Source organism: Streptomyces pseudogriseolus (assembly GCA_002154585.1).
GTDB classification, from domain to species: Bacteria; Actinomycetota; Actinomycetes; order Streptomycetales; family Streptomycetaceae; genus Streptomyces; species Streptomyces pseudogriseolus.
Window position 1 is genome coordinate 16,301 of sequence record MUNG01000021.1, and the last position, 26,445, is coordinate 42,745.

Genomic DNA, 26,445 nt, shown 5'->3' on the forward strand with positions numbered 1-26,445 from the left:
GTCTGTTGCGATCCGCGCCCTAGCGGCGCTTCGACTTCCGGTCTTCCTTGACGTGACCCCGGAAGGTCCGCGTCGGCGAGAACTCGCCGAGCTTGTGACCGACCATCGACTCGGTGACGAACACCGGGATGTGGGTCTTGCCGTTGTGCACCGCGATCGTGTGGCCGAGCATCGCCGGGACGATCATGGAGCGGCGGGACCAGGTCTTGATGACGTTCTTGGTACCGGCTTCGTTCTGGGCGTCCACCTTCTTCATCAGGTGGTCGTCGACGAAGGGTCCCTTCTTCAAGCTACGAGGCATCTCAACCCGTCCTTAGCGCTTCTTGTTCGTCTTGCGGCGGCGGACGATGTACTTGTTCGACGCCTTCTTGGGCGAACGAGTACGGCCTTCCTTCTTGCCCCACGGGGACACGGGGTGGCGACCGCCGGAGGTGCGGCCCTCACCACCACCGTGCGGGTGGTCGACCGGGTTCATGACGACACCACGGACGGTCGGGCGGACGCCCAGCCACCGCTTACGGCCGGCCTTGCCCCAGTTGATGTTCGACTGCTCGGCGTTGCCGACCTCGCCGACGGTGGCGCGGCAGCGGACGTCGACCAGGCGGATCTCACCGGACGGCATGCGCAGGTGGGCCATCTGGCCCTCCTTCGCGAGCAGCTGCACCGAGGCGCCGGCGGAGCGGGCGAACTTGGCGCCGCCGCCGGGACGCAGCTCGATGGCGTGCAGCGTCGTACCGACCGGGATGTTGCGCAGGGCGAGGTTGTTGCCCGGCTTGATGTCGGCCCCGGGGCCGTTCTCCACGCGGTCGCCCTGGCTGAGGCCACGCGGCGCGAGGATGTAGCGCTTCTCGCCGTCCGCGTAGTGCAGGAGCGCGATGCGCGCGGTGCGGTTGGGGTCGTACTCGATGTGCGCGACCTTCGCCGGCACGCCGTCCTTGTCGTGACGACGGAAGTCGATCACTCGGTAGGCGCGCTTGTGGCCACCGCCCTGGTGGCGGACGGTCACACGACCGGAATTGTTACGGCCGCCCTTGCTGTGCAGGGGACGGACCAGCGACTTCTCCGGCGTGGACCGCGTGACCTCGACGAAGTCGGCGACGCTGGAGCCACGACGGCCCGGAGTCGTCGGCTTGTACTTGCGGATACCCATTGTCTCTCAGTCCTCGGAAGCTATTCCGAAATCTGGACGATCCCGCCCGCTTACGCGGTCGGACCGCCGAAGATGTCGATACGGTCGCCCTCGGCGAGGGTCACGATCGCGCGCTTGGTGGCGGCACGCTGGCCGAACCCGGTGCGGGTCCGCTTGCGCTTGCCGACGCGGTTGATCGTGTTGACCCCGGTGACCTTGACCTCGAAGACCGCCTGGACGGCCTCCTTGATCTGGGTCTTGTTGGCACGCGGGTCGACGAGGAACGTGTACTTGTTCTCGTCGATGAGCGCGTAGCTCTTCTCGGACACGACCGGCTTCAGCAGGACGTCACGGGGGTCCGTGTACGCCTTGCTCGCCGGGGTGACGACGGTGTTCTTGCCTTCGGCCTCGTGGCGACGCGCCTTGGCGACGCGCGCAGCCTTGGCCGCCTTGGCGGCCTTCGAGGCGATCGAGGGGTGACGGGCAGCCATCAGACCTCGCTCCCTTCGTTGTCGTTGGCCTTGTTCGGGCCGGCGACGAAGGACTCGAAAGCGGCCTTGGTGAAGACCACGTCGTCCGAGACGAGAACGTCGTACGTGTTCAGCTGGCCCGGCTCCAGGATGTGGACCTGGGGCAGGTTGCGGGCGGACAGCCACGCGGCCTCGTCGGCGCGGTCGACGACCAGGAGCAGGTTCTTGCGCTCCGAGATCTTGCCGAACAGCGTCTTGGCGGCCTTGGTGGACGGGGTCTCGCCCTCGACCACGCCGGTGACGACGTGGATGCGGTTGTGGCGCGCCCGGTCGGTGAGGGCGTGACGCAGGGCGGCAGCCTTCATCTTCTTGGGCGTGCGCTGCGAGTAGTCGCGCGGCACGGGACCGTGCACGACGCCACCACCGGCGAACTGCGGGGCGCGGGTCGAGCCCTGACGGGCGCGGCCGGTGCCCTTCTGGCGGTACGGCTTCTTGCCGCCACCGCGGACCTCGCCACGGGTCTTCGTCTTGTGCGTGCCCTGGCGGGCAGCGGCCAGCTGCGCGACGACGACCTGGTGGATCAGCGGAACGCTGACCTTCTCGACGTCGAAGATCTCCGCGGGGAGCTCGACGGAACCGGCCTTGTCGCCCGCCGGCGAAAGGATGTCAACAGTGCTCATCGGTTACCTCAGGCCCCCTTGGCCGCGGTGCGGACCAGGACGAGGCCGCCGTTCGGACCGGGAACCGCGCCCTTGATGAGCAGCAGACCCTTCTCCGCGTCAACGGCGTGGACGGTCAGGTTCTGGGTGGTGACCCGCTCGTTGCCCATACGACCCGCCATGCGGAGGCCCTTGAACACACGGCCCGGGGTGGCGCAGCCACCGATGGAACCGGGCGAGCGGTGCTTGCGCTGGGTGCCGTGTCCGGCGCCGAGGCCCTTGAAGTTGTGACGCTTCATGACACCGGCGAAGCCCTTGCCCTTGCTCTTGCCGGTCACGTCGACCTTCACGCCGGCCTCGAACACCTCGGCGGTGATCTCCTGGCCCAGCGTGTACTCGGAGGCGTCCGACGTGCGGATCTCGACGAGGTGACGACGGGGGGTGACGTCGGCCTTGGCGAAGTGACCCTTGAGGGGCTTGTTCACCTTGCGCGGGTCGATCTCGCCGAAGGCGATCTGGACGGACTCGTAGCCGTCGACGTCGTTCGTGCGGACCTGGGTGACGACGTTGGGGCCGGCCTTGACGACGGTGACCGGGACGACGCGGTTGTTCGCGTCCCACACCTGCGTCATGCCGAGCTTCTCGCCCAGGATGCCCTTGATCTGCTTAGCCATCTCTTCAGATCACCGGCCTCAGAGCTTGATCTCGATGTCGACACCGGCCGGGAGGTCGAGTCGCATCAGAGAGTCAACGGTCTTGGGGGTCGGGTCGAGGATGTCGATCAGGCGCTTGTGCGTGCGCATCTCGAAGTGCTCGCGCGAGTCCTTGTACTTGTGCGGCGACTTGATGACGCAGTACACGTTCTTCTCAGTGGGCAGCGGCACCGGGCCCGCGACCGACGCACCAGTGCGGGTCACCGTCTCGACGATCTTCTTCGCCGAGGAGTCGATGACCTCGTGGTCGTAGGCCTTGAGCCGGATGCGGATCTTCTGTCCCGCCATGGCTACTTCGTAGTCCTGTCTCTCTTTACGCTCTGGAACCCGGAGCGGCTTCCCCTCACCTCCGACCCACGCGGTCGGGCGTGTCGCACTCCCGCTGACACAGATGTCCCTTGTTCGAACATCCCTGCGGGATTGACACGGCCCTACCAGAACCGCGGACCGGGGGCGAAAGGCCCACCGGGCGCCTGGCCGGCGCCGCACCACACTTCCCGGAAGATTCCCGTACGTCCGCCCCTGATCAGGGACGACGAGTACTGTGGGACTCGCTTCCGGTCCTCCCGGCGGGAGGCGCGCAGCATCAACACTCGACCGAGCAACTCGGACAGTCTGCCACAGAGGGCGGCGGGCTGGCCAATCGGGCGGAAGAGAGTACCCCCGTGGTGACCGGCGTCAAACACCAGCGCCCGGGCCCCGGCATCCGGGCGCGTTCACTCGGCGAGCGTCCAGACGTGTGAGTCCCTCGGCGGGGCCGGCCGCGTTTCCCACTCCGTGAGGTCCCCGACGGACCCGCTGTGCGGGCTTCTCCCGTCCTTCGGCAGGAAGTAGAGGCCGTACGCCCAGTAGTCCGGCTCTGCATGGCACATGAGGTCCGGATACGGCTCGATGTCCGCCCCTTCGTATGCCGCGTTGATACGCGCGACCGCCTCCGCCCGGGACATACCGAATCGGCCGACCAACTCGTCGGCGATCTCCCGAAAATACTGAAGCATTCCTTCGTCGAGTTCCGTAAGGAACTCTTCCGTCCTCGTCATGGACCCAGTCTCCGCAACAGAGAATCATCCCCGGCGCGCAGCCACCAGCCCTCCAGCGCGTCCCGCACGGTCAGGTGAACCGACCGCCGCTTGACCAGGACGGCAGCTCCCCTCCCGCCGCCTTGGCGGGCGAGCACTCCGGGAACCGTTCCCACACCTGCGCCTTCCGCGTCACCACCGCGTACAGAAGGTCGTCGTCGTACCAACCCCCCGCGATCTGGGACGGGGCCGTGTCCCGGAGGATGCGGACCGCGAGGGGGAGCAGCCAGGGCAGCCCGACGTCCTGGGTGATCAGGCGGGCCAGCTCCTCGGGCCGGAGGTCGCCGACAGGGCGACGCCGCAGTGCGTGGACCGCCCTGACCAGCGAAGTGGCGTCCTCCGGCGGCTCGGGCCAGCGCTGTCCCTGGAGCCGTTCCAGGGACTGGGTGGGGTCACGCGGCCTGGAGGGCCGGCGAACCGACCGGACCACGGCCCCCGTCCCGCCCCGGTGACCGGCGATGCCGCTCAGCGCGTGCCGACACGGCGTACAAGACCGTCCTTCAGGGCACCGCTCGCCCCCTCCACCCACCGTGCGCGCGCGGTTTTGCGATCATTCGGGCCAGGGGACGCGGACCGGCTTGCGCTTCCACCACTCGCCGAGTTCCTCTTCCGGCCTCTCCGTCGTCGGCCGTACCCACGGGCGGAGCGAAAGCTCCGGGTCCGGGACGGTGGCGGCTCTGAAGCGTGTGTCGAGCCGAGCAAGCAGTTGCCCCAGCGGGCCCTCGTTGGCCTCCTCGGGCAACGCACGCATCACCTGGTCCAGGGCGTCCCTGGAATCGAGGTCGTTGTCATAAGCGCTGATGGGGTAGAAGTCGTCACCGTCCCAGCCGGGCTCCAGTCGGCGGATCAGACGCTCCCAGGATGCGAACCGGTCCGCCACCGAGTACGTGGGCACCGTCATCTTCTCCCTGATGTGCGGTGCGACTCGCGACCTCTCCACCTGCAGCCGTTCCGCGTCGCACCGGGCGATCGCTTCCAGAACGGACGGCGACAAAGCGTCCCACACGGACCTGCTCCACGGGGCGGCCCAGAACACGTCATGCGCCCGTCGCTCCCGGCCCCGTCGGGTCGGACCGGGTTCGGCTGCGCCTGTCAAACCGCTCACTCCTTCAACTGTTTCAGGAAGTACTCGTAGCCACCATCGGGCTGCATGAAGGTGCCGTTGTCGCCTTCACGGATCAGCATCGTCCCGGTGGCGTCGTCCCACCACGCGAAGCGGGGGATGCCGGACGGTGTGCTGCGCATACGTATACCCGGCGAACCGGTCATCAGGTCTTCCAGATGCTCCGCCACGTCCAGGTCGTCGACACCCGGGATGCCGCGCTTCTTGATGTCACCGTGAGCGGCGATCTTGTCTGCGATCATCGGCAGATTGCCGGCCTGGCTCGCGGCGTCCGGCTTGCCGATCTCGTAGAGGCCGAGCGGGTCCGCCGAAAGCAGCGGATCGAGGAAGTAGAGGTAGGGGTTGGGCGACGGGCTCAGGCCGAGCGGGTCGGGGGTGAGGTAACGGGCCGTCTCGGGGTCGTAATAGCGGTGGAAGTTGTAGTGCAGGCCGCTCTCGTGGTCGTAGTACTGACCGGGGAACCGCAGTGGCATGTACGCGCTGCTCCGGCGCGTCCAAGCGGTGACCCCCCACAAAGTGCTTCTCGCCTGCCAGGCCAGGCTGCCGTCCTCAGCGACCAACTCGGTGGGCGTACCCGCCAGGTCGGTGACGATGGCGAAGAACCGAGTGTCGATCTCCTCTTGGGACGCGGTGATGAGGCGTTCCGTCTGAGTGAGGGGACGCTCCCCGTCGTAGTCCCACGTCACCGCGACGCAGTGTGGGTACGCGGGGCCGGACGTCACCTGCTCGATGAGAGTGGTGCCGTCCCACGTGAAGTCGGTCTGCTCCACCACAGTGGCGTCGTCCGCACCCAGCCGTTGCTTGGCGATGCGGCGCCCCATGGGGTCGTATTCGTAGCGCCAGAGAACACCGTCGGGCGTACGGACGGAAACCAGTCGGTCCTCCGCGTCCCATGTGTACGTCCACGTCTCGGGCTTGCGGGAGAGGCGGGCGCGCTGCCGCCGCACCATTCGGCCCTGCTTGTCGTAGTGGTAGCGCGTGCGGCCGGCTCGGAGCACCCTCGTGCCCGCGTTCTCCCTCGGACCTGTGGCGGAATGACCAGGATGCCGACTCGGCCAGGCAGCGGTGGTCTGCCCCCCGTCGGTGCCGTACGTGTACGACTCGACCCATCCTTCTGCCCGGACAGCGGTCGTACGGCCGGACTCGTCGAGATCGAACGCTCGATGCTCGCCGGACGGGCCGTCCATCCCGATCAGGTGCCCGTCGGCGCGGTAACGGTACGAGCGGTCAAGCACCACATGGCCCGAAGCTGTGCCGACGGTCTGCGTCGCCAGTCTTCCGGCGTCGTCGTACGCGTGCGTCAGCAGCAGGGAGTCATCCACGCCGAGGGACAACAGTTGTCCTGCTGCGTCCCGGCCGCCAGTGAGGGCACGGCCCGCCGTGCGAGTCCAGGAACGGTCGCCCCTGGCGTCATGGCCCCATTCGCTGTTCGCCCCGCTAGGGGTGGTCCGGCTGAGTTGCCGACCGGCTGCGTCGTAGGTGAAGGTGCTGGTCCTGCCGTTCACCGTCTCCGCGGCCAGGCGTCCTTCCGGATCCCGGAGCAGCGTTACGGACGCGTCCGGTCCCTCGGCTCCGACCAGACGGTCGTTGAGGTCGTAGCGGTACGTGCTGACCGCACCGTCCACGTCCTTGCCCACCATGCGCCCGAAGACATCCCGGGTCATGCGGACGGATTGTCCCAGTGCGTTGATTCGCTCGACAACCCGGCCGGCCGCATCGTGACGGTACGTCTGAGTGCGGCCGTCGAAGTCGGATTCCGCGACGAGGCGTCCGGCGGTGTCGTACTGGTAGACCCAGCGAAGTCCGTCGGGACGGCTCACTCCCACGAGTCGCAACGAGGGGTCGTAGGAGAACTCGTGCCGGACACCGCCGGGCGAGATCCGCGCCGCCAGCAGGTTGAAGTGGGTGTACTCGAACCGCGTCACCTCTCCCAGGGGGTCTCTGTGGCTGATCCGGTTTCCTTCGGCGTCGTACGACCATTCCTCCACCGCCCCATCAGGGGCGGTCCGGCGCAGCAACTCGCCGTCCGCACTCCAGTCCATCCGCGTCACGCGGCCCAGCGGATCGGTCATCCGCGTGACGCGACCGAAGGCGTCATGGTCGTAGCGTGTGACACCGCCGGAAGGGTCGCAGACCCACTCCGCCCGTCCGGCGTCGTCGCACCGCACACGGGTCACGTGCCCGGTGGGGTCGGTCACTGACGCCAGGTGACCGGCCTCGTCGTAGGTGTAGCGGGTCGTGGCGCCCCCGGGCTTGACGATGGTCACGCAGTTACCCCGCGCATCGTACTCGCGCCGTTGCACGTGCCCGTCCGGGCGAGTCACGGCGATCGGATTGCCCTGAGCGTCGTATGCGATCCGGAACGTCGTGCCATCGGGTCTCACAACGCTCAGCAGCCGGCCTAGACCGTCGTAGGCTCGATGCGTGGTGTTGCCCAGTTCGTCGGTCCGTGATGTCAGATGGTGATGCTCGTCCCAGGTGCTGCGGGTCAATCCGCCCAAGGGGTCGACTTCGGCAACGATCTGACAATTGTCGTTGACCACGTACGTGGTGACGGCACCTTCGGCCGTGGTGACGGTAGTGGTTCTCATCCCGGGCCAGGCGAGGTTGGTGCCGTCGTAATCCAACGTGAGGGTGAGGTGTCCGGCCTCTCCGCCCTCGGCCACACAACGGTCCATGGCGTCGTACGCATAGTGATACCCGCGGCCATTGCGGTCGGTCCAGGACGTGATGCGGTACCTGTCGTCGTACGTCAGGCTCATCACGTGGCCGGTTGCGTTGGTGACACTCGTGAGACAGCCGTCCGAGTACGCGTACCTGCGCAGAGTGACGTCCGCTCCGTCCTCGGCCGCTCCGACCAGGTGCAGTGCCGCGACGCGTCCTTCTTCGACGGTCACTCGGATGTGGTGGCCGCCGGAGTGCCGGATGGCGGACGGAGTTCCGTCGTCGGTGTAATCGAACTCGATCGCGTCGCCATTGCGGTCGGACACCCGTTCCAGCAGGGCGATTCCTTCACTCGGCGGGCTGAAACGACGGACTGCACCCGTCAGCGGATCGTCGATCGTGTATCCGCCGTCGTCGAGTCGCGTCAGCCCGCACCGGGGACCTGCCTCGGGCAGCACCGGGTGCCGCGCGGCGGTCGGGTGCGGATAGACGAGGAGCATGCCGTCCTCAGTGACGAACACGATGCCGTCGTCGTCGACTTCGAGACGCTGGTCGACGGTGGACGCCCACGATGGCCCGAACCACCAGCCGCAGCGGTAGTCGGAGGCAGCGCGGCGAGTGAAGAGCAGCGGCAGGCTACCGGGCAGAGTGGCGTCGTTCTCAGGGAAGAACATCGTGCCGGTGGCCATGTCGATGGGGTCGCTGCCCTTGGACCGTACAACGGACTTGACGCGGTTATACGCCCCCTTTGCGCCGTCGGTGACCATGGCGCGGGCGTTCTTGCCCAGGCCGCGCAAGGCAAGGCCCATTCCCGTGAGGCCGCCCTTGATCCCCTTCATGGCTGCCATGCCGCCCTTGAGACCCTTGGCGAGTCCGCCGAGGGTGGTCAGTCCCTTCATGCCGGGTATGCAGTCCAGCGCTGCCAGCCCCACGTCCCAGAGGGACGCCTGGCCTTTGGAGTATTTGTAGAGCGTGTCGGCGAGGACGACGAGCGCGGCGATGAGGACGATCGCGCCGAGGATCGGCCCGCCGATGATCATCGCCACGATGCCGACGACCGCGACCACGATCTTGCAGGCCGCGACGATGCTGTCCCAGTTGTCGGTGAACCAGTCGCCGATCTCCTCCCACCACGACCGGTTCTGGATCCCCGCGTCGGAGGCCTCGTCGATCTTCGACTTCGCGTCCCGCGCCGCCTCCTCACGCATCTTCCGTGCGTCCGCGGCCATCTTCTTCGCCGCGTCCAGCGCGCTCTGCGCGGACGTCACGTCCGACTGCGCCTTCTCCTGCGCGCTCTTGGCGCTCCGCACGTCCCGCGTCGCGGCCCGCACCTTCGCCTCGTCGGGCTTGTCCGCATCCGACCTCGCCCCCGTCGGATCGTCCTTGTACTTGTCGGCCTCCTTCGTCGCCCGCCCCACCCACGACTCCGCCGACGCCAGCTTCGACTGCGCGGAGGAGAGATCCGCCTGCGCCTCACGCGCCTTCGCCAGCGCCTTGTCCGCCAGCGCCTGCGCCCGCTCCAGCTTCGGCCAGTAGTCCGCGAGTGCGTCCCCGCACATCGCGTACGACTTCTCCAGCTTCCTCAGATTCTTGGGAACGCCGGAGAACTCCTCCTTGAACACCTTCGCCGACTTGCCCGCCCACTCCGCCAGCGTCCCCTCGCCGGCCATCCCCTTCACCAGACGCAACGCCTCGGAGACGTCGTCGGCGAAGTCGTGCAGGAACTTCGCAAGCCTGCGCACCCGTTCCGGGTCACCGGGCGTCGGGTCCTTGTCCAGGTCGAGAACATGCCAGTCCGTCGGCCGGTGACCCGCCATCCCGCAACCCCCGTCACGCGCACATCGCCAATACCCGTATGCACACGTGAACTTACCGGGCACGGCAGTTCGACCGAAAGAGCGGTCTTCTTCCACCGGCGGGCGCACCTGAGAAGTCACTCGCCACGACCACGGCTGAGAATGCTCAGGTTAGGCCGCTTGTGAACGTACGTGTCCGGGTCGAGGGCCGCGGTCAGTCGGGCGTACGCGACGAACCGAACGGCGCGACGAACGCGGCCCACGCCTCCGGCGTGAGCGCGAGACGCCGGCCGGAGGCGTTCTTGGAGTCGCGGACGTGGATGGTGGTGGGGGTGGGGGCGACTTCGACGCAGTCGTTGCCGTTACTGCTGCTGCTGTAGCTGCTCTTGAACCAATGGAGTTCCGGCGTGCTCATAGCTCTCCCAGCGTTTGCTCGATGAAGACCAGAGACTCCTCTGGTGTGAGCGCCTGAGCCCGGATGATGCCATAGCGCAGATCGAGAACGCGGAGCTGCCTGGGGTGCGATACCGGACGGCCTCCGAAGTCACCGTCGGTACGCCCCATCCCCGTACCGTCCGCGAACTTCAGCACCTCGACAAGCCCGCCGGTTCCCGGGTGGTTTGCGCTCGCGGTCGGCATCACCTGCAGCTCCACGAACGGCAACTTCGCCACCTCCAGCATGTGTTCGAGCTGCCGGCGCAGCACCATTGTGTCCCCGATCGGGCGGCGCAGCGTCACCTCTTCCAGGACGAATCCCAACTCCGGCGCGGGCGAGCGCTCGAAGACCGACTTCCGGGCCATCCGAGCGGTGACCATACGTTCCAGTTCGTCCGGCAAGTAGGCCGGGCGCCAGGTGCGAAGCAGCGCTCGCGCGTACTCCTCCGTCTGCAACAGCCCATGGATGTTGTGGTTGCTGTACAGCAGCATCTCCACCGACCGCTCCTCCAGCTCGGCCAGTTGCCGCACCTTCTTCGGATAGCGCGCCTTGCGCATGTCGTCCATGAAGGCCCGCAGATGGCCCTGCGCCTTCAGGATCTGATCGGCCCTGTCCAGGCACTCCGGGCGGGGGATGCGGGCCCCTCGTTCGATCTTGCGGATCATGTCCTCGCCGTACCCGAGGGCGGCCGCCAGCTCGGGCACGCTCATCCCGGCGGACTCCCGGCATACCTTGAGCAGGCGGCCCACCGCCTACACCACCGGCTCGATCTCGTCGCCCGGCTCGACATCCCAGCCCGCCTCGTCGACACCCTCGTCCACGAACTCCTCCTTCGGCGCGTACTCGTACTCCGTACAACGCCCGAGACAGCCGAGACAGCCGAGACAAAAACCGGGACAGTGACGGTACGTGCAGGCGTTGTCACTCATCCACGGAAGCAGGTTCGGCCACGCTGAGTGACATGAATCAAGACATGCGTGCCCCTGAAAACCACCTCGCCCGCCCCGTCCGTAACGTCAGTGTCTCAGGACAGCCCGGCTCACGTCCCCGTCGTGGCCCCCAGCGTCCAGATGATGTCGATTGACCCGCGCCGCCGCACCCGCGGCAGTGAACGCGTACCTTCGTTGCTCGGAAGGCGAGGCCGATCGCCGCCGTGCCCATGCTCCGCTCACCCCGCGCGAACGCGGCGTCCCACTCCGCCGGGTCGTCGAGGCCCAGCAGCCCCTCGGGTCGTCGAGACCCAGCAGCCCCTCCCCCGTCACCCGGTCCCACGACCGCGTCATGCCCGCTCGGCCCGCTCGGTCCGCTCAGTCCGTTCAGTCCACGAACCGGAACGTCGACGTGATCGCGTCGAAGATGTCGAAGAAGGAGTCCGCCAGGTCCAGGACCTGGCTGCTTCCCGCGACCAGGGCGACCTTGCCCTCCTGGCCCGGCACCGGGATGAACGTCTGCATCAGCACCGCGCGGATCGTGCGGTTCAGCTCGTCCCCCGGCACCGGTACGTCCTCGATGCCGTACGTCCGGGCCGCCGGGCCCACGCCCGGGATGTCGACCGTCGTCACCTTGCGCCAGGAGTCGCCCTCCCGCCTCGCCTCCTTGACCGCGAGCTGAGCGGTCACCGCCTCCGGGTCGGTGGGGAGAGGGTCGCCCTTGCTGGTGCGGCCGCCGACCAGCGACACCGTGACCGAGCCGGTGATCGGGGTGTCGCCTCCGAAGCTCTCCGCCATGCAGCCGCAGTACAGCGCACCCGACTTCCAGGCGTCCGCCGCCGCCTTGCGCAGAAAGGAGATGTACGTGTCGCGGTGCGGGGCCAGTTCGGGGTGGGCGCGCAGGCGCTCGGTCACCATGCGGTGGATCGCGTCGTCCCGCGACTCGGGCCGTACGTCGAACTCCCACCAGGACTCCGGCACCTTGATCCGGAAACCGCCCCGTTCGACGGTCAGCGCTTCCATGTAACGGGCCATGTCGCCGGCGTCCCCCTTCGGTCGATGACGTCCCGACATCGTGCCATCGCGGCGTCGCCGCGTGCGGCGCGGGGCGGTCAGTCTCCGGTGACTCCAGATCGTGCGCCGAGCGTCCCGGGCCGAGCCCAGGGCCATGTGGCCCACCGCGGTTTCCGCATCGTCCGCGATACTGGCGCCGTGCCCGCGACCCCGCAGCCCGTCACGCCCGACCCGCCGGAGCCGATCGCGCGTCCGCTGCTCACGCAGTCCTGGCTGGACCTGACGTTCGTGCACTGGGCGGCGGACCCGGCCGACGTGGCCCCGTTGCTGCCGCCGGGCGCCGTGCCCGACACCCTCGACGGGGTGACGTACGTCGGTCTCGTCGCGTTCCGGATGCACCGGGTGGGGTGGCTGCGGCTGCCGGGTGTGCCGTACCTGGGGAACTTCCCGGAGACCAACGTCCGCCTGTACTCGGTGGACGACCACGGCCGGCGCGGGGTGGTGTTCCTGTCCCTGGACGCCTCCCGGCTGGTCCCGGTGCTGGTCGGCCGGCTCGGCTTCGGGATGCCGTACGTCTGGTCCCGGATGCGCGTACGGCACCTCGACGGCCGCACCGTCACGTACACCGCGTCCCGCCGTTGGCCGGGGCCGCGCGGCGCCGGTACGCGGCTCACGGTGCGGCGGGGCGAGGCGGTCGCCGAGCCGACGGAGCTGGAGCACTTCCTCACCGCCCGCTGGGGCATGCACGGCGTGTTCTTCGGGCGGCCGATGTACCTGCCGAACGCGCATCCGCGCTGGCCGCTGTACCGGGCCGAGCTGCTGGAGTGCGCGGAGGACCTGGTCGCGGCGGCGGGGCTGCCCGCGCCGGGCGGTGCGCCGGTCAGCGTGCTGTACTCACCGGGCGTCCCCGCCCGCTTCGGCCGCCCGGCCCGCCCGGCGGGCATCCCCACACCGTGAACGCACGGCACCTTGGGCCGTACGGCATACGCGTCAGATGACGCCCTGCGCCAGCATCGCGTCCGCGACCCGCTCGAACCCGGCGATGTTCGCGCCGGCGACGTAGTCGCCGGGAACGCCGTAGCGCTCGGCGGTCTCGGCACAGGTGGTGTGAATGTCGGTCATGATCCGGGCGAGCTCGGCCTCGACCTGGTCGGCCTTCCAGCTGGTGCGCGACGCGTTCTGTGTCATCTCCAGCGCGCTGACGGCGACACCGCCCGCGTTGGCCGCCTTGCCGGGGCCGAAGGCGACGCCGGCCTGCTGGAGCAGGTCGACGGCCTCGGGCGTGGTGGGCATGTTCGCGCCCTCGGAGACGGCCTTCACTCCGTTGCGGATGAGGGCCGCGGCATCGGCTGCGTTCAGCTCGTTCTGCGTGGCCGACGGCAGGGCGACGTCCGCCGGGACCTCCCAGACGCGTCCGCCGGGCACGAACCGGGCGGACGCGCCCCGACGGTCCGCGTAGTCACTCACCCGCTTGCGCTCGACCTCCTTGACCTGGCGCAGCAGGTCCAGGTCGATGCCCTTCTCGTCGACGACGTAGCCGCTGGAGTCGGAGCAGGTGATCGGGTTGGCGCCGAGGGCGGCGAGCTTCTGGATCGTGTAGATCGCGACGTTTCCGGAGCCGGAGACCACCGCGGTCTGCCCCATCAGGTCCTCGCCCCGGGCGCGCAGCATGGCCTCGGCGAACAGCACGTTGCCGTAGCCGGTCGCCTCCGGGCGGATCAGCGAGCCGCCCCAGCCGGCGGCCTTGCCGGTGAGGACGCCGCCCTCCCAGCGGTTGGTGATGCGCCGGTACTGGCCGAAGAGGTAGCCGATCTCGCGGGCGCCGACGCCGATGTCACCGGCGGGGATGTCGGTGTACTCGCCGATGTGCCGGTACAGCTCCGTCATGAACGACTGGCAGAAGCGCATGACCTCCGCGTCGCTGCGGCCCTGCGGGTCGAAGTCACTGCCGCCCTTGCCGCCGCCGATACCGAGACCGGTGAGCGCGTTCTTGAAGATCTGCTCGAAGCCGAGGAACTTGATGATGCCGAGGTTCACCGAGGGGTGGAAGCGCAGGCCGCCCTTGTACGGGCCGAGGGCGCTGTTGAACTCGACCCGGAAGCCCCGGTTGACGTGCACGCGGCCGTTGTCGTCCGTCCACGGCACCCGGAAGATGATCTGCCGCTCGGGCTCGACGAGCCGCTCCACCAGGCCCGGGTCGGCGTACTCCGGCCGGGCGGCGAGTACGGGGGCGAGCGTCTCCAGTACCTCACGCGCGGCCTGGTGGAACTCCGGCTCCGCCGGGTTGCGGCGCTCCAGCTCGGCGCGGAGCTGTTCGAGCGAGATCTTGGGGTCGGGGCGTGAGGTCACGGGGGTCACGGGGTCCCTTTCTGGCACGGCCGGCAACCGGTTCGCGGGCGCGCACGAGATCCACGGGCGGGGAACCGGTGAGGAGCGCTCGGCGCCGTTGCCGCGCGCGGGACGTAGGACACCTGTTTTGTATACGACAGGCAGCCCAACCCCTCCAGTGTTACTCCTGTGTTAAGCGGATACCAAGGGGCGAGTCGGATTGTCCGCCATCTGGACGCCGTGTACGGAGTGCGGACGTGCCGTCGCGCGCGTCAGTGATCCGCGGCGGCGTGCGCGACGAAGCGGGTCCACGCGGCCGGGGTGAGGGCGAGACGGGGGCCGGCGGGGGTCTTGGAGTCCCGGACGTGGACGGCGCGGGGGGCTATGGCGACCTCGACGCAGGAGTCGCCGTCGGGACCGCTGCTGTAGCTGCTTTTGAACCACTTCGGCTCGGAGATGTCTCCGGCGGAGGCCTTGCGCATCATGTCTCTCCAAGCACGTGCTCGATGAAGGCCAGCGACTCCGCGGGCGGGAGCGCCTGGGCTCGGATGGTGCCATACCGCAGTTCGAGAATGCGGAGCTGTTTCGGGTCGGAGGTGGGGCGGCCGTTGTACGCGCCGTCGGACCGTCCCATCGCGGTACCGTCGGCGAACTTGAGGATCTCGATCCGCCCGCTCAGCCCGGGATGGGCGCCGCTGCTGGTCGGCATCACCTGAAGGGTGACATTGCGCAACCGACCCACCTCCAGCAGGCGTTCGAGTTGTCGGCGGCACACCATTGTGCTGCCCACCCGGCGCCGCAGGGCCGCTTCTTCCAGGACAAAGCTGAGCGCGGGCGCGGGTGACCGGTCGAAGACGGACTGCCGTGCCATACGGGCCGCCAGCACGCGCTCCAGATCCTCCTCGGAGTAGGCGGGCTGCCACGCCTCGAACAGCGCCCGCGCGTGTTCCGGGGTCTGCAACAGGCCGTTGATGCTGACGCTCTCGTATACGCCGATCTCGACGGCCTGCGCCTCGAGCTTGGCCAGCTCGCGTACCCGGCGCGGATACCGGACCCTCTTCACGTCCTCCCACGCCGCCGCGAGCAGTCCGCCGGCCCTCAGCACCTCGTCGGCCCGCTCCAGATACTCCCGCCGCGGAATCCGCTTGCCCGCCTCGACCTTGTAGACGAGGTCCTCCCCGTACCCGACGGCCCGGGCGAAGTCGCACACCCGCATCTCCACGGCCTCGCGCCGCAGCCTCAACTGCCGCCCCACGGTGGTGATGACGGCGACGCCCCACTCGTCGTCCGGGTCCACCTCCCACCCCGGTTCGTCCGCCTGAACCTCGTCCGCGAGGCGCACCGCCTCACCGTCCACCGACATCCGCACCCCTTTGCCGTACGCGTCGTATCGCGACGCGCCCGACGCTAGGCGGGCCGGCGAGGGCCAGGGGCGAGAACGGCGCTCGCTGCATGCCAACGGGTGACGCGGGTCCGCTCTCCGTCTTGAGGGATCCGGTGTATCGACGAGCGGCCGGCCGGGGGTGTCGTACCCTCGCGGGTGAAGGCGACTGACGTGCCCCTTGCCACAGCAGTGTTCACGCTGTGTTCTGGTGATGTGAGAGAACCCCCATATCCTCACAGGTAACCAATTACCTCGGAAAAGGGTGCAAGGTCGTGACTCGAACCATAGGTATCGACTTCTCCTTCACCCACCCGGTTGACGTGTCAGACACTGTGCATACCTTGATCAAGGGCGGGATGACACCTCTGTGCGATGGCGCGCTGCTGTACCTGATCGATGAGGACGGCCTCTTCAACTGGCAGAAGACGTCACCTTCCACGCTGGCAGAGGTCCTCACTGAGATGGGAAATCGCCGTTGGGCAGATCGAACTGTCGGAATGTCGCTTCTCTTTCCGGGCGCTGAGAGGGACATCGGAGGAGACCTCCTTTTTCATCCCGGGAGGACCTGCCTGTCCTACGCAATCACCATCAATGCGAAGCGGCTACCGAACTCCATCTTCTGTGACATGGGTTGGTATCTGCAGCGGCTGGTGCCGTCGCTCGAACCACTGGGGCTCTCCGAGGTTGAGACTCAAGACTCCCCTTGACTCGTGCCCGCGGCAGATCAGCGCCCGCTACTGCCAGGCCCGGACCCAGTAGCACGAGAAGCGATGGCGTCGATCAGCGAAGGCTGATCGACGCCATCGCTTGATTCCTTCATCGTTTGACGCCGATGTGGGCGTGTCCAAGGAGCTCCTTGATTACGACGAGTTCGACGCCCTGTTCCGGAAGTAGTGTGGCGGTGGTGTGCCTGAGGTCGTGGAAGCCGATGCGGCAGAGGCCCGCGCGGACCGCGCAGCAGGCGTTGACCCAGCACAAGGCTGCCCGCGTCCGTCGAGGCGTCCCCACCCGCGACGGCGGGATGAGGGTCGAGGAAGTCACTGTCCTTGATCCGGCCAGCGCCAGGCAGCCCCGGGGACCCTGGAGGTATTCACCGGCCCCAGCCTCGAGGAGATGCAGAACCGCATCCGCATAGACGTGCTCGCCGACGCACTCGAGGACGCCCTCGGCCAGATACAGGAACTGCGCGAACGTCTCGACCGCCTCCGGACCGGAAAGCTCCATCGCAGGCACGGGCACCGGCCGTGGTTCGTGTTCTGGCTGGTCAGGGGTCTGCCGTGGTGGGTTGCGTCGATGATTTCCATGCGGTTGCAAGGAGGGCCCGCTGGCGCGGACCCGCGCGCGGCCGGTGCGCGGGGCCGGCCGCTACGGCGCCGCCCCGCTTACCCGGACCCGGCCCCTGGCCGCGCAGAACAGCACTCCGGAACAGCCGGTGGACCGCAGGAATCCCCCGACGCGCCAGCAGTCGGCGGGACCGGACCAGACAGGGGCGAGCCATGCCGACGCCCCTGGGGCGGGCGACTGAGCGGCACACTCGTTCGAGGTCTCGCTCACGGCGGCGAAACCTCGTGTCAGCAGGTGGGAGCCCCCGTATGCTGGCCGTGTACCGCGTGTCGAGGCCACACCGAGACTGCCGGTCGGACGAGGAGGTGAGAGGGAATGAGCGTTGCCATGGACCACACCGGGCCGTGGACCGTCGCCGACGTCCTGGCCCTGCCCGAAGACCGCACCACCCGCTACGAGCTGCTGGGGGAGTCCCTCGTCATGTCCCCCGCCCCCGGCGTCCGCCACCAGCGGGCCTCGTTCCGCCTCCACGTCGCCCTGGACGCGGCTGCCCGAGCCGTCGGCGCGCCGGTGGAGATCCTGGAAGGCGTCAACGTCGTCCTGCCGTCCGGGCTGGTCGTGCCCGACCTGGTCGTGGCCGACGCCGGCGCGACCGCCGACGACCCTGTCACCGTCGACATCGACGCGGTCCAGCTCGTCGTCGAACTCGTCTCCCCCGGCAACAGCACCATGGACCGCAAGGTCAAGCCCATGCTGTACGCCGAAGCCGCCATCCCGCACTTCTGGCGCCTGGAGTTCGATCCCGCCGCCATGCTCGTCATCTATGAACTGCAGGGCGGTCGCTACGTAGAGCGGACCACGGCACTCGCGGGCGCGACCACCCACCTGGACGCCCCGTTCCCGATCGCAATCGATCCGGCTGGACTCTCCCGGCAGTAGATGCCTTCTGACGGCAACGCTGACGCAGCGGCAACCGGACCCGCCAGAGCCGGGCGTCAGCGGATTGGGATGCGGCCGGTGCCGGACGAGGCCGCGGACCGGTGCGGCTTCCTGGTCGCCAGTCCGCTCGCGCTCACCGAAGTGCATCAGGTCGCCACAATCCGCGCCGGGCGCGCGGCGGCCGACGCCGTCCTCCGTACCCTCACGGAGCGGGTCCGGCAGATGCGGCTGGTCCTCGCCCCGACGACGCCGGAGATCCCGGACGCCGCCCTGACCGTCCGGGCCCGGTACGCGTCCCCGGACTGGGACCTCGTGGACGCGGTCAACGTCGCGCTCGCCGCCGAGTACGACACGGACGCCGTCCTCACCCGGGACTTCAGAAACTTCCGTACGGTCCGTCCGGTCGGCGGGCGGCACACCTGCTTCCGGGTCCTGCCCGACGACCTCTGACCTTCCGACGCGCCGCGTCTAGGACTCCGCCTGCTCCGTCAGGAACTTGTGCAGGGGCTCCGTCGCCCGGCGGCGGTACTCCTGGACCGCCCACCCGTTGCCGTCCGGGTCCGTGAAGTGCATGAACGTGGCGCCGTCGGCGTCGGCGTAGCGGACCGGCTCGGAGATCTCCAGGCCGCGGGCGACGAACTCAGCGTGGGCCTTGTCGATGTCGGCGACGCAGAGCTGGAGGCCCTGGTAGGCGCCGGGGGACGGGGTGGGGCCCGGGGTCATGTCCCAGATCCTCTCGCCGAGGGCGATCGAGCAGCCGGAGCCGGGCGGGGTCAGCTGGACGATGCGCATGCCCGGCATGACCTCCTGGTCGATGTCGACGTGGAAGCCGACCTTGTCCCGGTAGAAGTCCCGGGCGCGGTCGATGTCGCTCACCGGCAGCGGGATCACTTCGAGGGTCATGTCCATGAGAGCCTCCGGCTCCTTCGTCGGGTACCGCGTCAGGCGAACCGCCACCGGGTCTGGCTGAACGGCTCTCCCTTACCGAAACCGAAAACGGTGTGCGGCGCCACCGAGAACACCACGGCGCGGCCCGGCGCGTGGTGGAAATGGCCGTCCCGCACCTCGAAGTGCCAGAACTCGCCGTACTTCTCCTCCCACAGCGCGGCCAGTTCGCGCAGACGCGCGTCGTCCGTGACGCGCCGCGCGCGGCCCTCCACGACCACGTCGTAGCCCTCCGTCCAGGTGTTGACGCCGGTGGTCAGCGTCACGTGCGGGTTCTCCGCCAGGTTGCGGGCCTTGCGCTCCTCAGGTCCGGTGGAGAAGTGCAGGGCGCCGGCCGACCAGACCGCGAGCAGCGGGGTGACGTGCGGCCGGCCGTCGGGACGGACCGTGGAGACCCAGAACAGCTCCGCCTCCGTGATCAGCCGCTCCACCTCCTCCCAGGGCGGCTTCCCGGCCTCCGGGCTGCTGTAGCGGTGATCGAGACGGCCCTCGGGCGCGGCAGAGGTGTCAGGGGTGTCGGGCACGGGAACTCCTGGACGGTCGGGAGAGCGCACCGCGGGACCGCGGTACTCACATCAGACCCCGTCCGGCTCCGGAATTCATCGTGGGCCGCCCCAGGGCCGTGATCGCGTCCTCCGGTTAGGCTCAGGGCCGTACGACCCTGAACCGAGGCATGAGGGAGGCCGGGGATGACGTCGGCGCCGGGGCGCAGGAGCAGTATCTTCACGCGGCTGCTGCGGCACGGCTTCACCGATCCGTCGGCCGCCGAACGCCTCCTCGACAGCCCCGAGCTGGCGACCGTCCGCAACGACCCGGTGCTGCTGGACGCCCTCGGCGGCACCGCCGACCCGGACCTCGCCCTTCACGGCCTGGTGCGGCTGCTGGAGGCGCAGGACGGCGCCACCGACCGCCAGGAGCTGCTGGACACCGTCATAGCGGCCAAGCCGCTGCGCGACCGCCTGCTCGGGGTGCTCGGCGCCTCCGCGGCGCTCGCCGAGCACCTGGCCCGGCACCCCCGCGACTGGCAGGCCCTCGTCACCTACGAGCCGCGCGACCTGCACCCCGGTGTGGAGGAGTTCGAGCGCGGCCTCGCCGACGCCGCCGACCCGGTCGCCCTGCGCGTCTCCTACCGGCGCTGCCTGCTGTCCATCGCCGCCCGCGACGTCTGCGGCACCGTCGACGTCGCCCAGACCGCCGCCGAGCTCGCCGACCTGGCCACCGCCACCCTGCGCGCGGCCCTCGCCCTGGCCGCGGCGGACGCGCCGGAGGACGCCGCGATGTGCCGGCTCGCGGTGGTCGCGATGGGCAAGTGCGGCGGCCACGAGCTGAACTACGTCTCCGACGTCGACGTCATCTTCGTCGGCGAGGCGGCCGGCGACGCCGAGGAGGACAAGGCGCTGCGCGCCGCGACCCGGCTCGCCTCGCACATGATGCGGATCTGCTCGGAGACCACCGTCGAGGGCTCCATCTGGCCCGTCGACGCCAACCTCCGCCCCGAGGGCCGCAACGGCCCGCTGGTCCGCACCCTCGCCTCCCACCTCGCCTACTACCAGCGCTGGGCCAAGACCTGGGAGTTCCAGGCGCTGCTCAAGGCCCGCCCGGTCGCCGGCGACCTCGCGCTCGGGGCGGAGTACACGGCCGCGCTCCGGCCGCTGGTGTGGCAGGCCGCCGAGCGGGAGAACTTCGTCGCCGACGTGCAGGAGATGCGCCGCCGGGTGGTGGCGAACATCCCCGCCGCCGAGGTCGACCGCCAGCTGAAGCTCGGCCCCGGCGGCCTCAGGGACGTCGAGTTCGCCGTGCAGCTGCTCCAGCTGGTGCACGGCCGCGCCGACGCCTCCCTGCGCAGCGGCACCACCCTCGACGCGCTCAAGGCGCTCGCCGCCGGCGGTTACGTCGGCCGCGCGGACGCCGCCCAGCTCGACGAGGCGTACCGCTTCCTGCGCTCCCTGGAGCACCGCATCCAGCTGCACCGGCTGCGCCGCACCCACCTCGTCCCCGAGGACGAGGCCGACCTGCGGCGCCTCGGCCGCTCCCTGGGCCTGCGCACCGACCCGGTCGCCGAGCTGACCCGCGAGTGGCGGCGCCACACCACCGTGGTGCGGCGGCTGCACGAGAAGCTGTTCTACCGGCCGCTGCTCGACGCCGTCGCCGCGCTCGCCCCCGGCGAGGCCCGGCTCAGCGCGGAGGCCGCCCGCGAACGCATGGTCGCCCTCGGCTACGCCGACCCCGCCGCCGCGCTGCGCCACCTGGAGGCCCTGGCCTCCGGCGTCACCCGCAAGGCCGCCATCCAGCGCACCCTGCTGCCGGTGCTGCTCGGCTGGTTCGCGGACTCCGCCGACCCCGACGCCGGCCTGCTGAACTTCCGCAAGGTCTCCGACGCCCTCGGCAAGACCCCCTGGTACCTGCGGCTGCTGCGCGACGAGGGCGCCGCCGCGGAGAACCTCGCCCGGGTGCTGTCCGCCGGGCGGCTCGCCCCCGACCTGCTGATGCGCGCCCCCGAGGCGGTCGCGCTGCTCGGCGACGGGGACGGCGGTGGCGGCGGCCTCACCCCGCGCTCCCGCGCCTCCCTGGAGCAGGAGGTCCTGGCCGCGGTCCGCCGCGCCGACAACGCCGTCCAGGGCGTCACCGCCGCCCGCGGGGTACGCCGCCGCGAGCTGTTCCGCACCGCCGCCGCCGACATCGTCGGCTCCTACGGCACCGAGTCGCAGCCCGCCGAGGCCGACCAGGGCGCCCTGGTGGACCTGGTGGGGGGCGCGGTGTCCGACCTGACCGCCGCCACCCTCGCCGGCACGCTCCGCGCGGTGGTCCGCGAGGGCTGGGGGGACACCCTCCCCACCCGGTTCGCGGTCATCGGCATGGGCCGGTTCGGCGGACACGAGCTGGGCTACGGCTCCGACGCGGACGTCCTGTTCGTGCACGAGCCGCGCGACGGAGTGAGCGAGCGTGAGGCGTCCGAGGCCGCGAACAAGGTCGTCGCGGAGATGCGCCGGCTGCTTCAGGTGCCCAGCGCCGACCCGCCGCTGCTGATCGACGCCGACCTGCGCCCGGAGGGCAAGTCCGGCCCGCTGGTGCGCACGCTCGCCTCCTACGAGGCGTACTACCGGCGCTGGGCGCTGGTGTGGGAGCGGCACGCGCTGCTGCGGGCCGAGCCCGTCGCCGGGGACGAGGACCTGGGACGCCGCTTCGTGGAGCTGATCGACCCGCTGCGGTACCCGGCCGGCGGCCTGGACGAGGACGCGGTCCGGGAGATCCGGCGGCTCAAGGCCCGTATGGAGGCCGAGCGGCTGCCGCGCGGGGCCGACCCCAAGCTGCACGCCAAGCTCGGGCCGGGCGGGCTGTCGGACGTGGAGTGGACCGTGCAGCTGGCGCAGCTGCGGCACGCGGGGGAGGTGCCGGGGCTGCGGACGACCCGCACCCGGGAGGCGCTGGCCGCCGCGCGCGAGGCGGGGCTGATGTCCGAGGAGGACGCCGCCCACCTCGACGAGGCGTGGGTGCTGGCCACCCGCGTCCGCAACGCGGTGATGCTGGTGCGGGGCCGGGCGGGGGACACCTTCCCCACCGTGCCGCGCGAGCTGGCTGCCGTCGGCCGCTACCTGGGCTACGGCCCGGGCCACGCCGGCGACATGCTCGACGCCTACCGGCGCACGGCCCGCCGCGCCCGGGGCATCGTCGAGGAGCTGTTCTACGGGGGGATGTAGCCCCGTATCCGCCGAAGGCGGTCTGCAGCCGTGTCCCTCCGAAGGTACGGGCTGTCAGACCTGCTTCTGCACCGGCACGCGCTCCGGCGCGGCGGGCGGCTGCTCCGGTGCTCTCGCCGTCGCGTCCGGGATGTGGCGGGGGAGCGCGGAGGGGCGGCGGCCGTACCAGGCGTGGGCGACGCCGTAGCCGACGGTGAGGCACACCACGCCGCCGACCGCGTCCAGCCAGAAGTGGTTGGCGGTGGCGACGATCACCACCAGCGTGGCCACCGGGTACAGCAGCCCGAGCACCCGCGCCCACGGCACCGTGGCCAGCGCGAACAGCGTGATGCCGCACCACAGCGACCAGCCGATGTGCATGGACGGCATCGCCGCGTACTGGTTGGAGACGTTCTTCAGGTCGCCGGAGGCCATCGAGCCCCACGTCTGGTGGACCAGGACCGTGTCGACGAAGTTCTGGCCGTTCATCAGCCGCGGCGGGGCGAGCGGGAACAAGTAGAAGCCGACCAGGGCGAAACCGGTGGTGACGAACAGGACCAGCCGGGTCGCCGCGTACCGGCCGGGGTGTCTGCGGTACAGCCACACCAGCACACCCAGCGTCACCACGAAGTGCAGGGTGGCGTAGTAGTAGTTCATCCCGACGACGAGCCAAGTGACCGAGTTGACCGCGTGGTTCACGGACTCCTCGAAGGCCGCGCCGAGTTGCCCCTCCAGCCGCCAGATCCAGTCGGCGTTGCGCAGCGCCTCCGCCTTCTGCTCGGGCACCGCGTTGCGCACGAGCGAGTACGTGGCGTAGCTCACCGCGATCAGCAGGATCTCGAACCACAGCCGGGGCCGGCGGGGAGCGCGCAGACGGCGCAGGCGACCCGCCCCCGCCGTCTGTCCGACGGGGCTCGCCTCGGCCGCCCGGCGGCCGTCCAGCGTGGTCACGGTCGAGTCACCCATGGGCACAGAGTCTGCCAGAAAAGACCTCTTGGTCAGATCATCCCCCGGGTGGGTCCGGCCCGCATGTTCTGCCCCGGGAACAGGCCTTCGGCCTCCTCCTCGCGCAGGGCGCACGCGCCCCCGCTCTCCGCCTCGAGGACGAGTTCCGGGGACGGGACTCAGGGACGCTTGCGTTCCCCGGGCGCCGACGCCGTCGAACCGCGCACCACCAGCTCGGGCATGAACACGAACTCGCTGTGCGGCGCGGGCGTTCCGCCGATCTCCTCCAGCAGCGTGCGCACCGCCGCCTGCCCCATCGCCGGGACCGGCTTGCGCACCGTGGTCAGCGGCGGGTCGGTGAAGGCGATCAGCGGCGAGTCGTCGAAGCCGACCACCGAGATGTCGCGCGGCACCTCCAGGCCCCGCTGCCGGGCCGACCGGATCGCGCCCAGCGCCATCATGTCGCTCGCGCACACCACCGCCGTGCAGTCCCGGTCCATCAGCGCGCCGGCCGCGGCCTGGCCGCCCTCCAGCGTGTACAGGGAGTGCTGGATCAGCTCCGTCTCGACCGTCTCCGCGCTCAGCCCCAACTGCTCCTGCACGGCCCGTACGAAGCCCTCCACCTTGCGCTGCACCGGCACGAACCGCTTCGGCCCGAGCGCCAGCCCGATCCGGGTGTGCCCGAGGGACGCGAGGTGGGTGACGGCCAGCGCCATCGCGGCCCGGTCGTCGGGGGAGATGAACGGCGCCTGCACCTTCGGCGAGAAACCGTCCACGAGCACGAACGGCACGCCCTGCGCCCGCAGCCGCTCGTAGCGCTGCATGTCGGCGGTGGTGTCGGCGTGCAGCCCGGAGACGTAGATGATGCCGGCGACGCCGCGGTCCACGAGCATCTCGGTCAGCTCGTCCTCGGTGGAGCCGCCCGGGGTCTGGGTGGCGAGCACCGGGGTGTAGCCCTGCCGGGTCAGCGCCTGTCCGATCACCTGGGCCAGCGCCGGGAAGATCGGGTTCTCCAGCTCGGGCGTGATGAGCCCGACGAGGCCCTCGCTGCGCTGCCTCAGCCGGACCGGGCGCTCGTAGCCCAGCACGTCCAGGGCGGCGAGCACGGACTGGCGGGTGGTGGCGGCGACGCCCGGCTTCCCGTTCAGGACCCGGCTGACGGTCGCCTCGCTCACCCCCGCCTGAGCAGCGATATCAGCAAGCCGTGTGGTCACAGGACCGGACTGTATCTGCCGGTTGTCGCCTTGCACACCGAACGGACGCCTGGTGCGCGCCGTGGGACGGCCCGTGGTGGGCTGCTGGCTCATCGCGATCCCTCACGTCGTGGTCGGCGTCCGCTCCGCAACGGATGATTCCCCCGGCGGCAACGGATGGCAAGTGCTTGCAGAGTCTTGCACAACTGTCCGAACCCCCGGCGTACGGGCGGAAACCCGGGTCGCGCGACGGTGGAGATCGGGTCACGGCGGCATAACTGTCGGCAGCCCTTGCAAAACTTTTCTGCAAGGTCTTTCGGAAACGTTCCGGCGCTGTTACGTTCACGTCGCCCGGCCGCCGCAACGGCGCAGTCGGCACCTCGCGGGACGGCAGACGGGGCCGTTCCCGCCTCACGGGCTTAACCCTCAAGGAGAACCTCATGCGGCGTGGCATAGCGGCCACCGCGCTGGTGGCGTCCCTCGCCCTCGCGGCGACGGCCTGCGGCGGCGACAGCGACAGCGGCGACAAGGCCGGCGGCCCGGTCACCATCACCTGGTGGGACACCTCCAACGCGACCAACGAGGCGCCGACCTACCAAGCCCTGGTCAAGGAGTTCGAGGCGGCCAACAAGGACATCAAGGTCAACTTCGTCAACGTCCCGTTCGACCAGGCGCAGAACAAGTTCGACACCGCCGCCGGTTCCAAGGGCGCCCCCGACGTGCTGCGCTCCGAGGTCGGCTGGACGCCCGCGTTCGCCAAGAAGGGCTTCTTCCTGCCCCTGGACGGCACCGAGGCGCTCGCCGAGCAGGACAAGTTCAAGCCCAACCTGATCGAGCAGGCCAAGTACGAGGGCAAGACCTACGGCGTCCCGTTCACCACGGACACCCTCGCGTTCGTCTACAACAAGCAGCTCTTCGCGAAGGCCGGCGTCGAGGCCCCCAAGACCTGGGACGACCTGAAGACCGCCGCCGCCACGATCAAGGCGAAGACCGGCGTCGACGGCTTCTGGGGCTCCACGGCCGGCTACTACGCCCAGCCGTTCCTCTACGGCGAGGGCACCGACATGGTCGACGCCGAGGCCAAGAAGATCACGATCAAGTCCGCCGAGGCCAAGAAGGCGTACGGCACCTGGCTGAGCCTCTTCGACGGCAAGGGCCTGCACAAGGCCGACGTGACCGCCGACGCCTACGCCCACATCCAGGACGCCTTCGTCAACGGCAAGGTCGCCTCGATCGTCCAGGGCCCGTGGGAGATCACCAACTTCTACAAGGGCTCCGCCTTCAAGGACAAGAACAACCTCGGCATCGCCACCGTCCCGGCCGGCTCCACCGGCAAGGCGGGCGCCCCCACCGGCGGCCACAACCTCTCCGTCTACGCCGGCTCCAGCAAGGAGAAGCAGGAGGCCGCGCTGAAGTTCGTGAAGTTCATGACCTCGGCCAAGGCGCAGGAGACCATCGCGCTGAAGAACTCCACGCTGCCCACGCGCGACGACGCCTACACCGCCGAGGTCAAGGCCGACCCGGGCATCGCCGGCTACCAGACGGTCCTCTCGGCCGCCCAGCCGCGCCCGGCGCTGCCCGAGTACAGCTCCCTGTGGGGCCCGATGGACGACGAGCTGCCGCAGATCGCCAGCGGCAAGGAGTCCCTGGACAAGGGCCTGAGCGACGCGGAGGCCGCGTTCACCAAGCTGGTGCCGGACTTCTCCAAGTAATGCCCGCGTGGCCGCCGGACCCGATT

Annotated in this window: 27 protein-coding genes and 1 pseudogene; 6 read left to right on the forward strand and 22 right to left on the reverse strand. The window is 69.7% G+C overall.

Annotated features, from left to right (window positions below; genetic code table 11):
* Positions 1-19: 19 nt before the first annotated feature.
* The 14 genes from rpsS to CCN29_RS03285 form a co-directional block, all read right to left on the reverse strand.
* Entirely contained in the window at positions 20-301 is a 282-nt protein-coding gene (gene rpsS, locus CCN29_RS03220) for a 30S ribosomal protein S19 (RefSeq protein ID WP_006130777.1), read from the reverse strand.
* Positions 302-313: 12 nt separating this feature from the next.
* The gene (rplB, locus tag CCN29_RS03225) at positions 314-1,150 is read right to left on the reverse strand and encodes a 50S ribosomal protein L2 (protein ID WP_006130778.1); all 837 of its coding nucleotides are present in this window, start codon (positions 1,148-1,150) and stop codon (positions 314-316) included.
* A 50-nt stretch (positions 1,151-1,200) separates the two neighbouring features.
* Positions 1,201-1,620 carry a 50S ribosomal protein L23 gene (gene rplW, locus CCN29_RS03230; protein ID WP_006130779.1) on the reverse strand — a complete coding sequence of 140 codons (420 nt, stop codon included), beginning with the start codon at positions 1,618-1,620 and terminating at the stop codon, positions 1,201-1,203.
* Positions 1,620-2,279, reverse strand: coding sequence for a 50S ribosomal protein L4 (gene rplD, locus CCN29_RS03235; RefSeq protein ID WP_006130780.1), 660 nt, complete (start codon positions 2,277-2,279; stop codon positions 1,620-1,622). The genes rplW and rplD overlap by 1 nt, the downstream gene beginning before the upstream one ends.
* Before the next feature lie 8 nt (positions 2,280-2,287).
* A complete protein-coding gene (gene rplC, locus CCN29_RS03240; RefSeq protein ID WP_006130781.1) occupies positions 2,288-2,932 on the reverse strand; it encodes a 50S ribosomal protein L3 in 645 nt (214 codons plus the stop codon).
* 18 nt (positions 2,933-2,950) lie between these two features.
* Positions 2,951-3,259, reverse strand: a complete 309-nt coding sequence (gene rpsJ, locus CCN29_RS03245; RefSeq protein ID WP_003948644.1) for a 30S ribosomal protein S10 — start codon at positions 3,257-3,259, stop codon at positions 2,951-2,953.
* 428 nt (positions 3,260-3,687) lie between these two features.
* Positions 3,688-4,011 (reverse strand): hypothetical protein, encoded by a 324-nt coding sequence (locus CCN29_RS03250; RefSeq protein ID WP_086679961.1) that lies wholly within the window; start codon positions 4,009-4,011, stop codon positions 3,688-3,690.
* A 70-nt stretch (positions 4,012-4,081) separates the two neighbouring features.
* Complete coding sequence (locus CCN29_RS03255) at positions 4,082-4,480, reverse strand: contact-dependent growth inhibition system immunity protein (RefSeq protein ID WP_051792293.1); 399 nt, start codon at positions 4,478-4,480, stop codon at positions 4,082-4,084.
* 120 nt (positions 4,481-4,600) lie between these two features.
* Positions 4,601-4,951 carry a hypothetical protein gene (locus CCN29_RS03260; protein ID WP_143661268.1) on the reverse strand — a complete coding sequence of 117 codons (351 nt, stop codon included), beginning with the start codon at positions 4,949-4,951 and terminating at the stop codon, positions 4,601-4,603.
* Positions 4,952-5,151: 200 nt separating this feature from the next.
* Entirely contained in the window at positions 5,152-9,654 is a 4,503-nt protein-coding gene (locus CCN29_RS03265) for an RHS repeat-associated core domain-containing protein (RefSeq protein WP_086679963.1), read from the reverse strand.
* A gap of 193 nt (positions 9,655-9,847) precedes the next feature.
* Positions 9,848-10,048, reverse strand: coding sequence for a DUF397 domain-containing protein (locus CCN29_RS03270; protein ID WP_086679965.1), 201 nt, complete (start codon positions 10,046-10,048; stop codon positions 9,848-9,850).
* On the reverse strand, positions 10,045-10,818 hold the full coding sequence (locus CCN29_RS03275; protein ID WP_442538223.1) for a helix-turn-helix domain-containing protein: 774 nt from the start codon (positions 10,816-10,818) through the stop codon (positions 10,045-10,047). Before CCN29_RS03275 ends, CCN29_RS03270 begins: the two co-directional genes overlap by 4 nt.
* A 3-nt stretch (positions 10,819-10,821) precedes the next feature.
* Positions 10,822-10,998, reverse strand: coding sequence for a hypothetical protein (locus tag CCN29_RS35540; RefSeq protein ID WP_442538224.1), 177 nt, complete (start codon positions 10,996-10,998; stop codon positions 10,822-10,824).
* 387 nt (positions 10,999-11,385) lie between these two features.
* Positions 11,386-12,033, reverse strand: coding sequence for a hypothetical protein (locus CCN29_RS03285; RefSeq protein WP_006130787.1), 648 nt, complete (start codon positions 12,031-12,033; stop codon positions 11,386-11,388).
* Positions 12,034-12,210: 177 nt separating this feature from the next.
* Between CCN29_RS03285 and CCN29_RS03290 the strand changes: the two genes are divergently transcribed.
* Entirely contained in the window at positions 12,211-12,969 is a 759-nt protein-coding gene (locus tag CCN29_RS03290) for a YqjF family protein (RefSeq protein WP_031023948.1), read from the forward strand.
* A 33-nt stretch (positions 12,970-13,002) separates the two neighbouring features.
* Here the strand turns inward: CCN29_RS03290 and gdhA are convergent, their stop codons facing one another.
* The 3 genes from gdhA to CCN29_RS03305 all read right to left on the reverse strand — a co-directional run bounded on the left by gdhA (position 13,003) and on the right by CCN29_RS03305 (position 15,703).
* A complete protein-coding gene (gdhA, locus tag CCN29_RS03295) occupies positions 13,003-14,361 on the reverse strand; it encodes an NADP-specific glutamate dehydrogenase (protein WP_189404447.1) in 1,359 nt (452 codons plus the stop codon).
* A 251-nt stretch (positions 14,362-14,612) separates the two neighbouring features.
* Positions 14,613-14,825, reverse strand: a complete 213-nt coding sequence (locus CCN29_RS03300; protein ID WP_031023945.1) for a DUF397 domain-containing protein — start codon at positions 14,823-14,825, stop codon at positions 14,613-14,615.
* Entirely contained in the window at positions 14,822-15,703 is an 882-nt protein-coding gene (locus CCN29_RS03305; RefSeq protein ID WP_086679969.1) for a helix-turn-helix domain-containing protein, read from the reverse strand. The genes CCN29_RS03300 and CCN29_RS03305 overlap by 4 nt, the downstream gene beginning before the upstream one ends.
* A 293-nt stretch (positions 15,704-15,996) precedes the next feature.
* Between CCN29_RS03305 and CCN29_RS03310 the strand changes: the two genes are divergently transcribed.
* Positions 15,997-16,431: a hypothetical protein gene (locus tag CCN29_RS03310; protein ID WP_031061783.1), complete on the forward strand. Its 435-nt coding sequence runs from the start codon at positions 15,997-15,999 to the stop codon at positions 16,429-16,431.
* Positions 16,432-16,549: 118 nt separating this feature from the next.
* On the opposite strand, the pseudogene CCN29_RS03315 reads toward CCN29_RS03310, so the two are convergent.
* Positions 16,550-16,672: pseudogene (locus tag CCN29_RS03315) on the reverse strand (tyrosine-type recombinase/integrase); the annotation flags it as partial.
* Positions 16,673-17,383: 711 nt separating this feature from the next.
* Between CCN29_RS03315 and CCN29_RS03320 the strand changes: the two are divergent.
* Together CCN29_RS03320 and CCN29_RS03325 are read left to right on the forward strand one after the other, a co-directional pair.
* Positions 17,384-17,947, forward strand: a complete 564-nt coding sequence (locus tag CCN29_RS03320; protein ID WP_031019712.1) for a Uma2 family endonuclease — start codon at positions 17,384-17,386, stop codon at positions 17,945-17,947.
* A 69-nt stretch (positions 17,948-18,016) separates the two neighbouring features.
* Complete coding sequence (locus CCN29_RS03325; RefSeq protein ID WP_086679971.1) at positions 18,017-18,397, forward strand: PIN domain-containing protein; 381 nt, start codon at positions 18,017-18,019, stop codon at positions 18,395-18,397.
* An 18-nt stretch (positions 18,398-18,415) separates the two neighbouring features.
* Here CCN29_RS03325 and CCN29_RS03330 read toward each other — a convergent pair whose 3' ends face one another.
* Both CCN29_RS03330 and CCN29_RS03335 read right to left on the reverse strand, forming a co-directional pair.
* Positions 18,416-18,856, reverse strand: coding sequence for a VOC family protein (locus CCN29_RS03330; protein ID WP_006130097.1), 441 nt, complete (start codon positions 18,854-18,856; stop codon positions 18,416-18,418).
* Between the two features lie 32 nt (positions 18,857-18,888).
* Entirely contained in the window at positions 18,889-19,416 is a 528-nt protein-coding gene (locus tag CCN29_RS03335; RefSeq protein WP_006130098.1) for a pyridoxamine 5'-phosphate oxidase family protein, read from the reverse strand.
* A gap of 165 nt (positions 19,417-19,581) precedes the next feature.
* Between CCN29_RS03335 and CCN29_RS03340 the strand changes: the two genes are divergently transcribed.
* Positions 19,582-22,590: a bifunctional [glutamine synthetase] adenylyltransferase/[glutamine synthetase]-adenylyl-L-tyrosine phosphorylase gene (locus CCN29_RS03340; protein ID WP_086679973.1), complete on the forward strand. Its 3,009-nt coding sequence runs from the start codon at positions 19,582-19,584 to the stop codon at positions 22,588-22,590.
* A 54-nt stretch (positions 22,591-22,644) separates the two neighbouring features.
* On the opposite strand, the gene CCN29_RS03345 is transcribed toward CCN29_RS03340, so the two are convergent.
* Complete coding sequence (locus tag CCN29_RS03345) at positions 22,645-23,535, reverse strand: phosphatase PAP2 family protein (RefSeq protein ID WP_086679975.1); 891 nt, start codon at positions 23,533-23,535, stop codon at positions 22,645-22,647.
* A gap of 158 nt (positions 23,536-23,693) precedes the next feature.
* Positions 23,694-24,728: a LacI family DNA-binding transcriptional regulator gene (locus CCN29_RS03350; RefSeq protein WP_031019702.1), complete on the reverse strand. Its 1,035-nt coding sequence runs from the start codon at positions 24,726-24,728 to the stop codon at positions 23,694-23,696.
* 419 nt (positions 24,729-25,147) lie between these two features.
* On the opposite strand from CCN29_RS03350, the gene CCN29_RS03355 reads away from it, so the two are divergent.
* A complete protein-coding gene (locus tag CCN29_RS03355) occupies positions 25,148-26,419 on the forward strand; it encodes an extracellular solute-binding protein (protein WP_006130102.1) in 1,272 nt (423 codons plus the stop codon).
* The last annotated feature ends 26 nt before the right edge of the window (positions 26,420-26,445 follow it).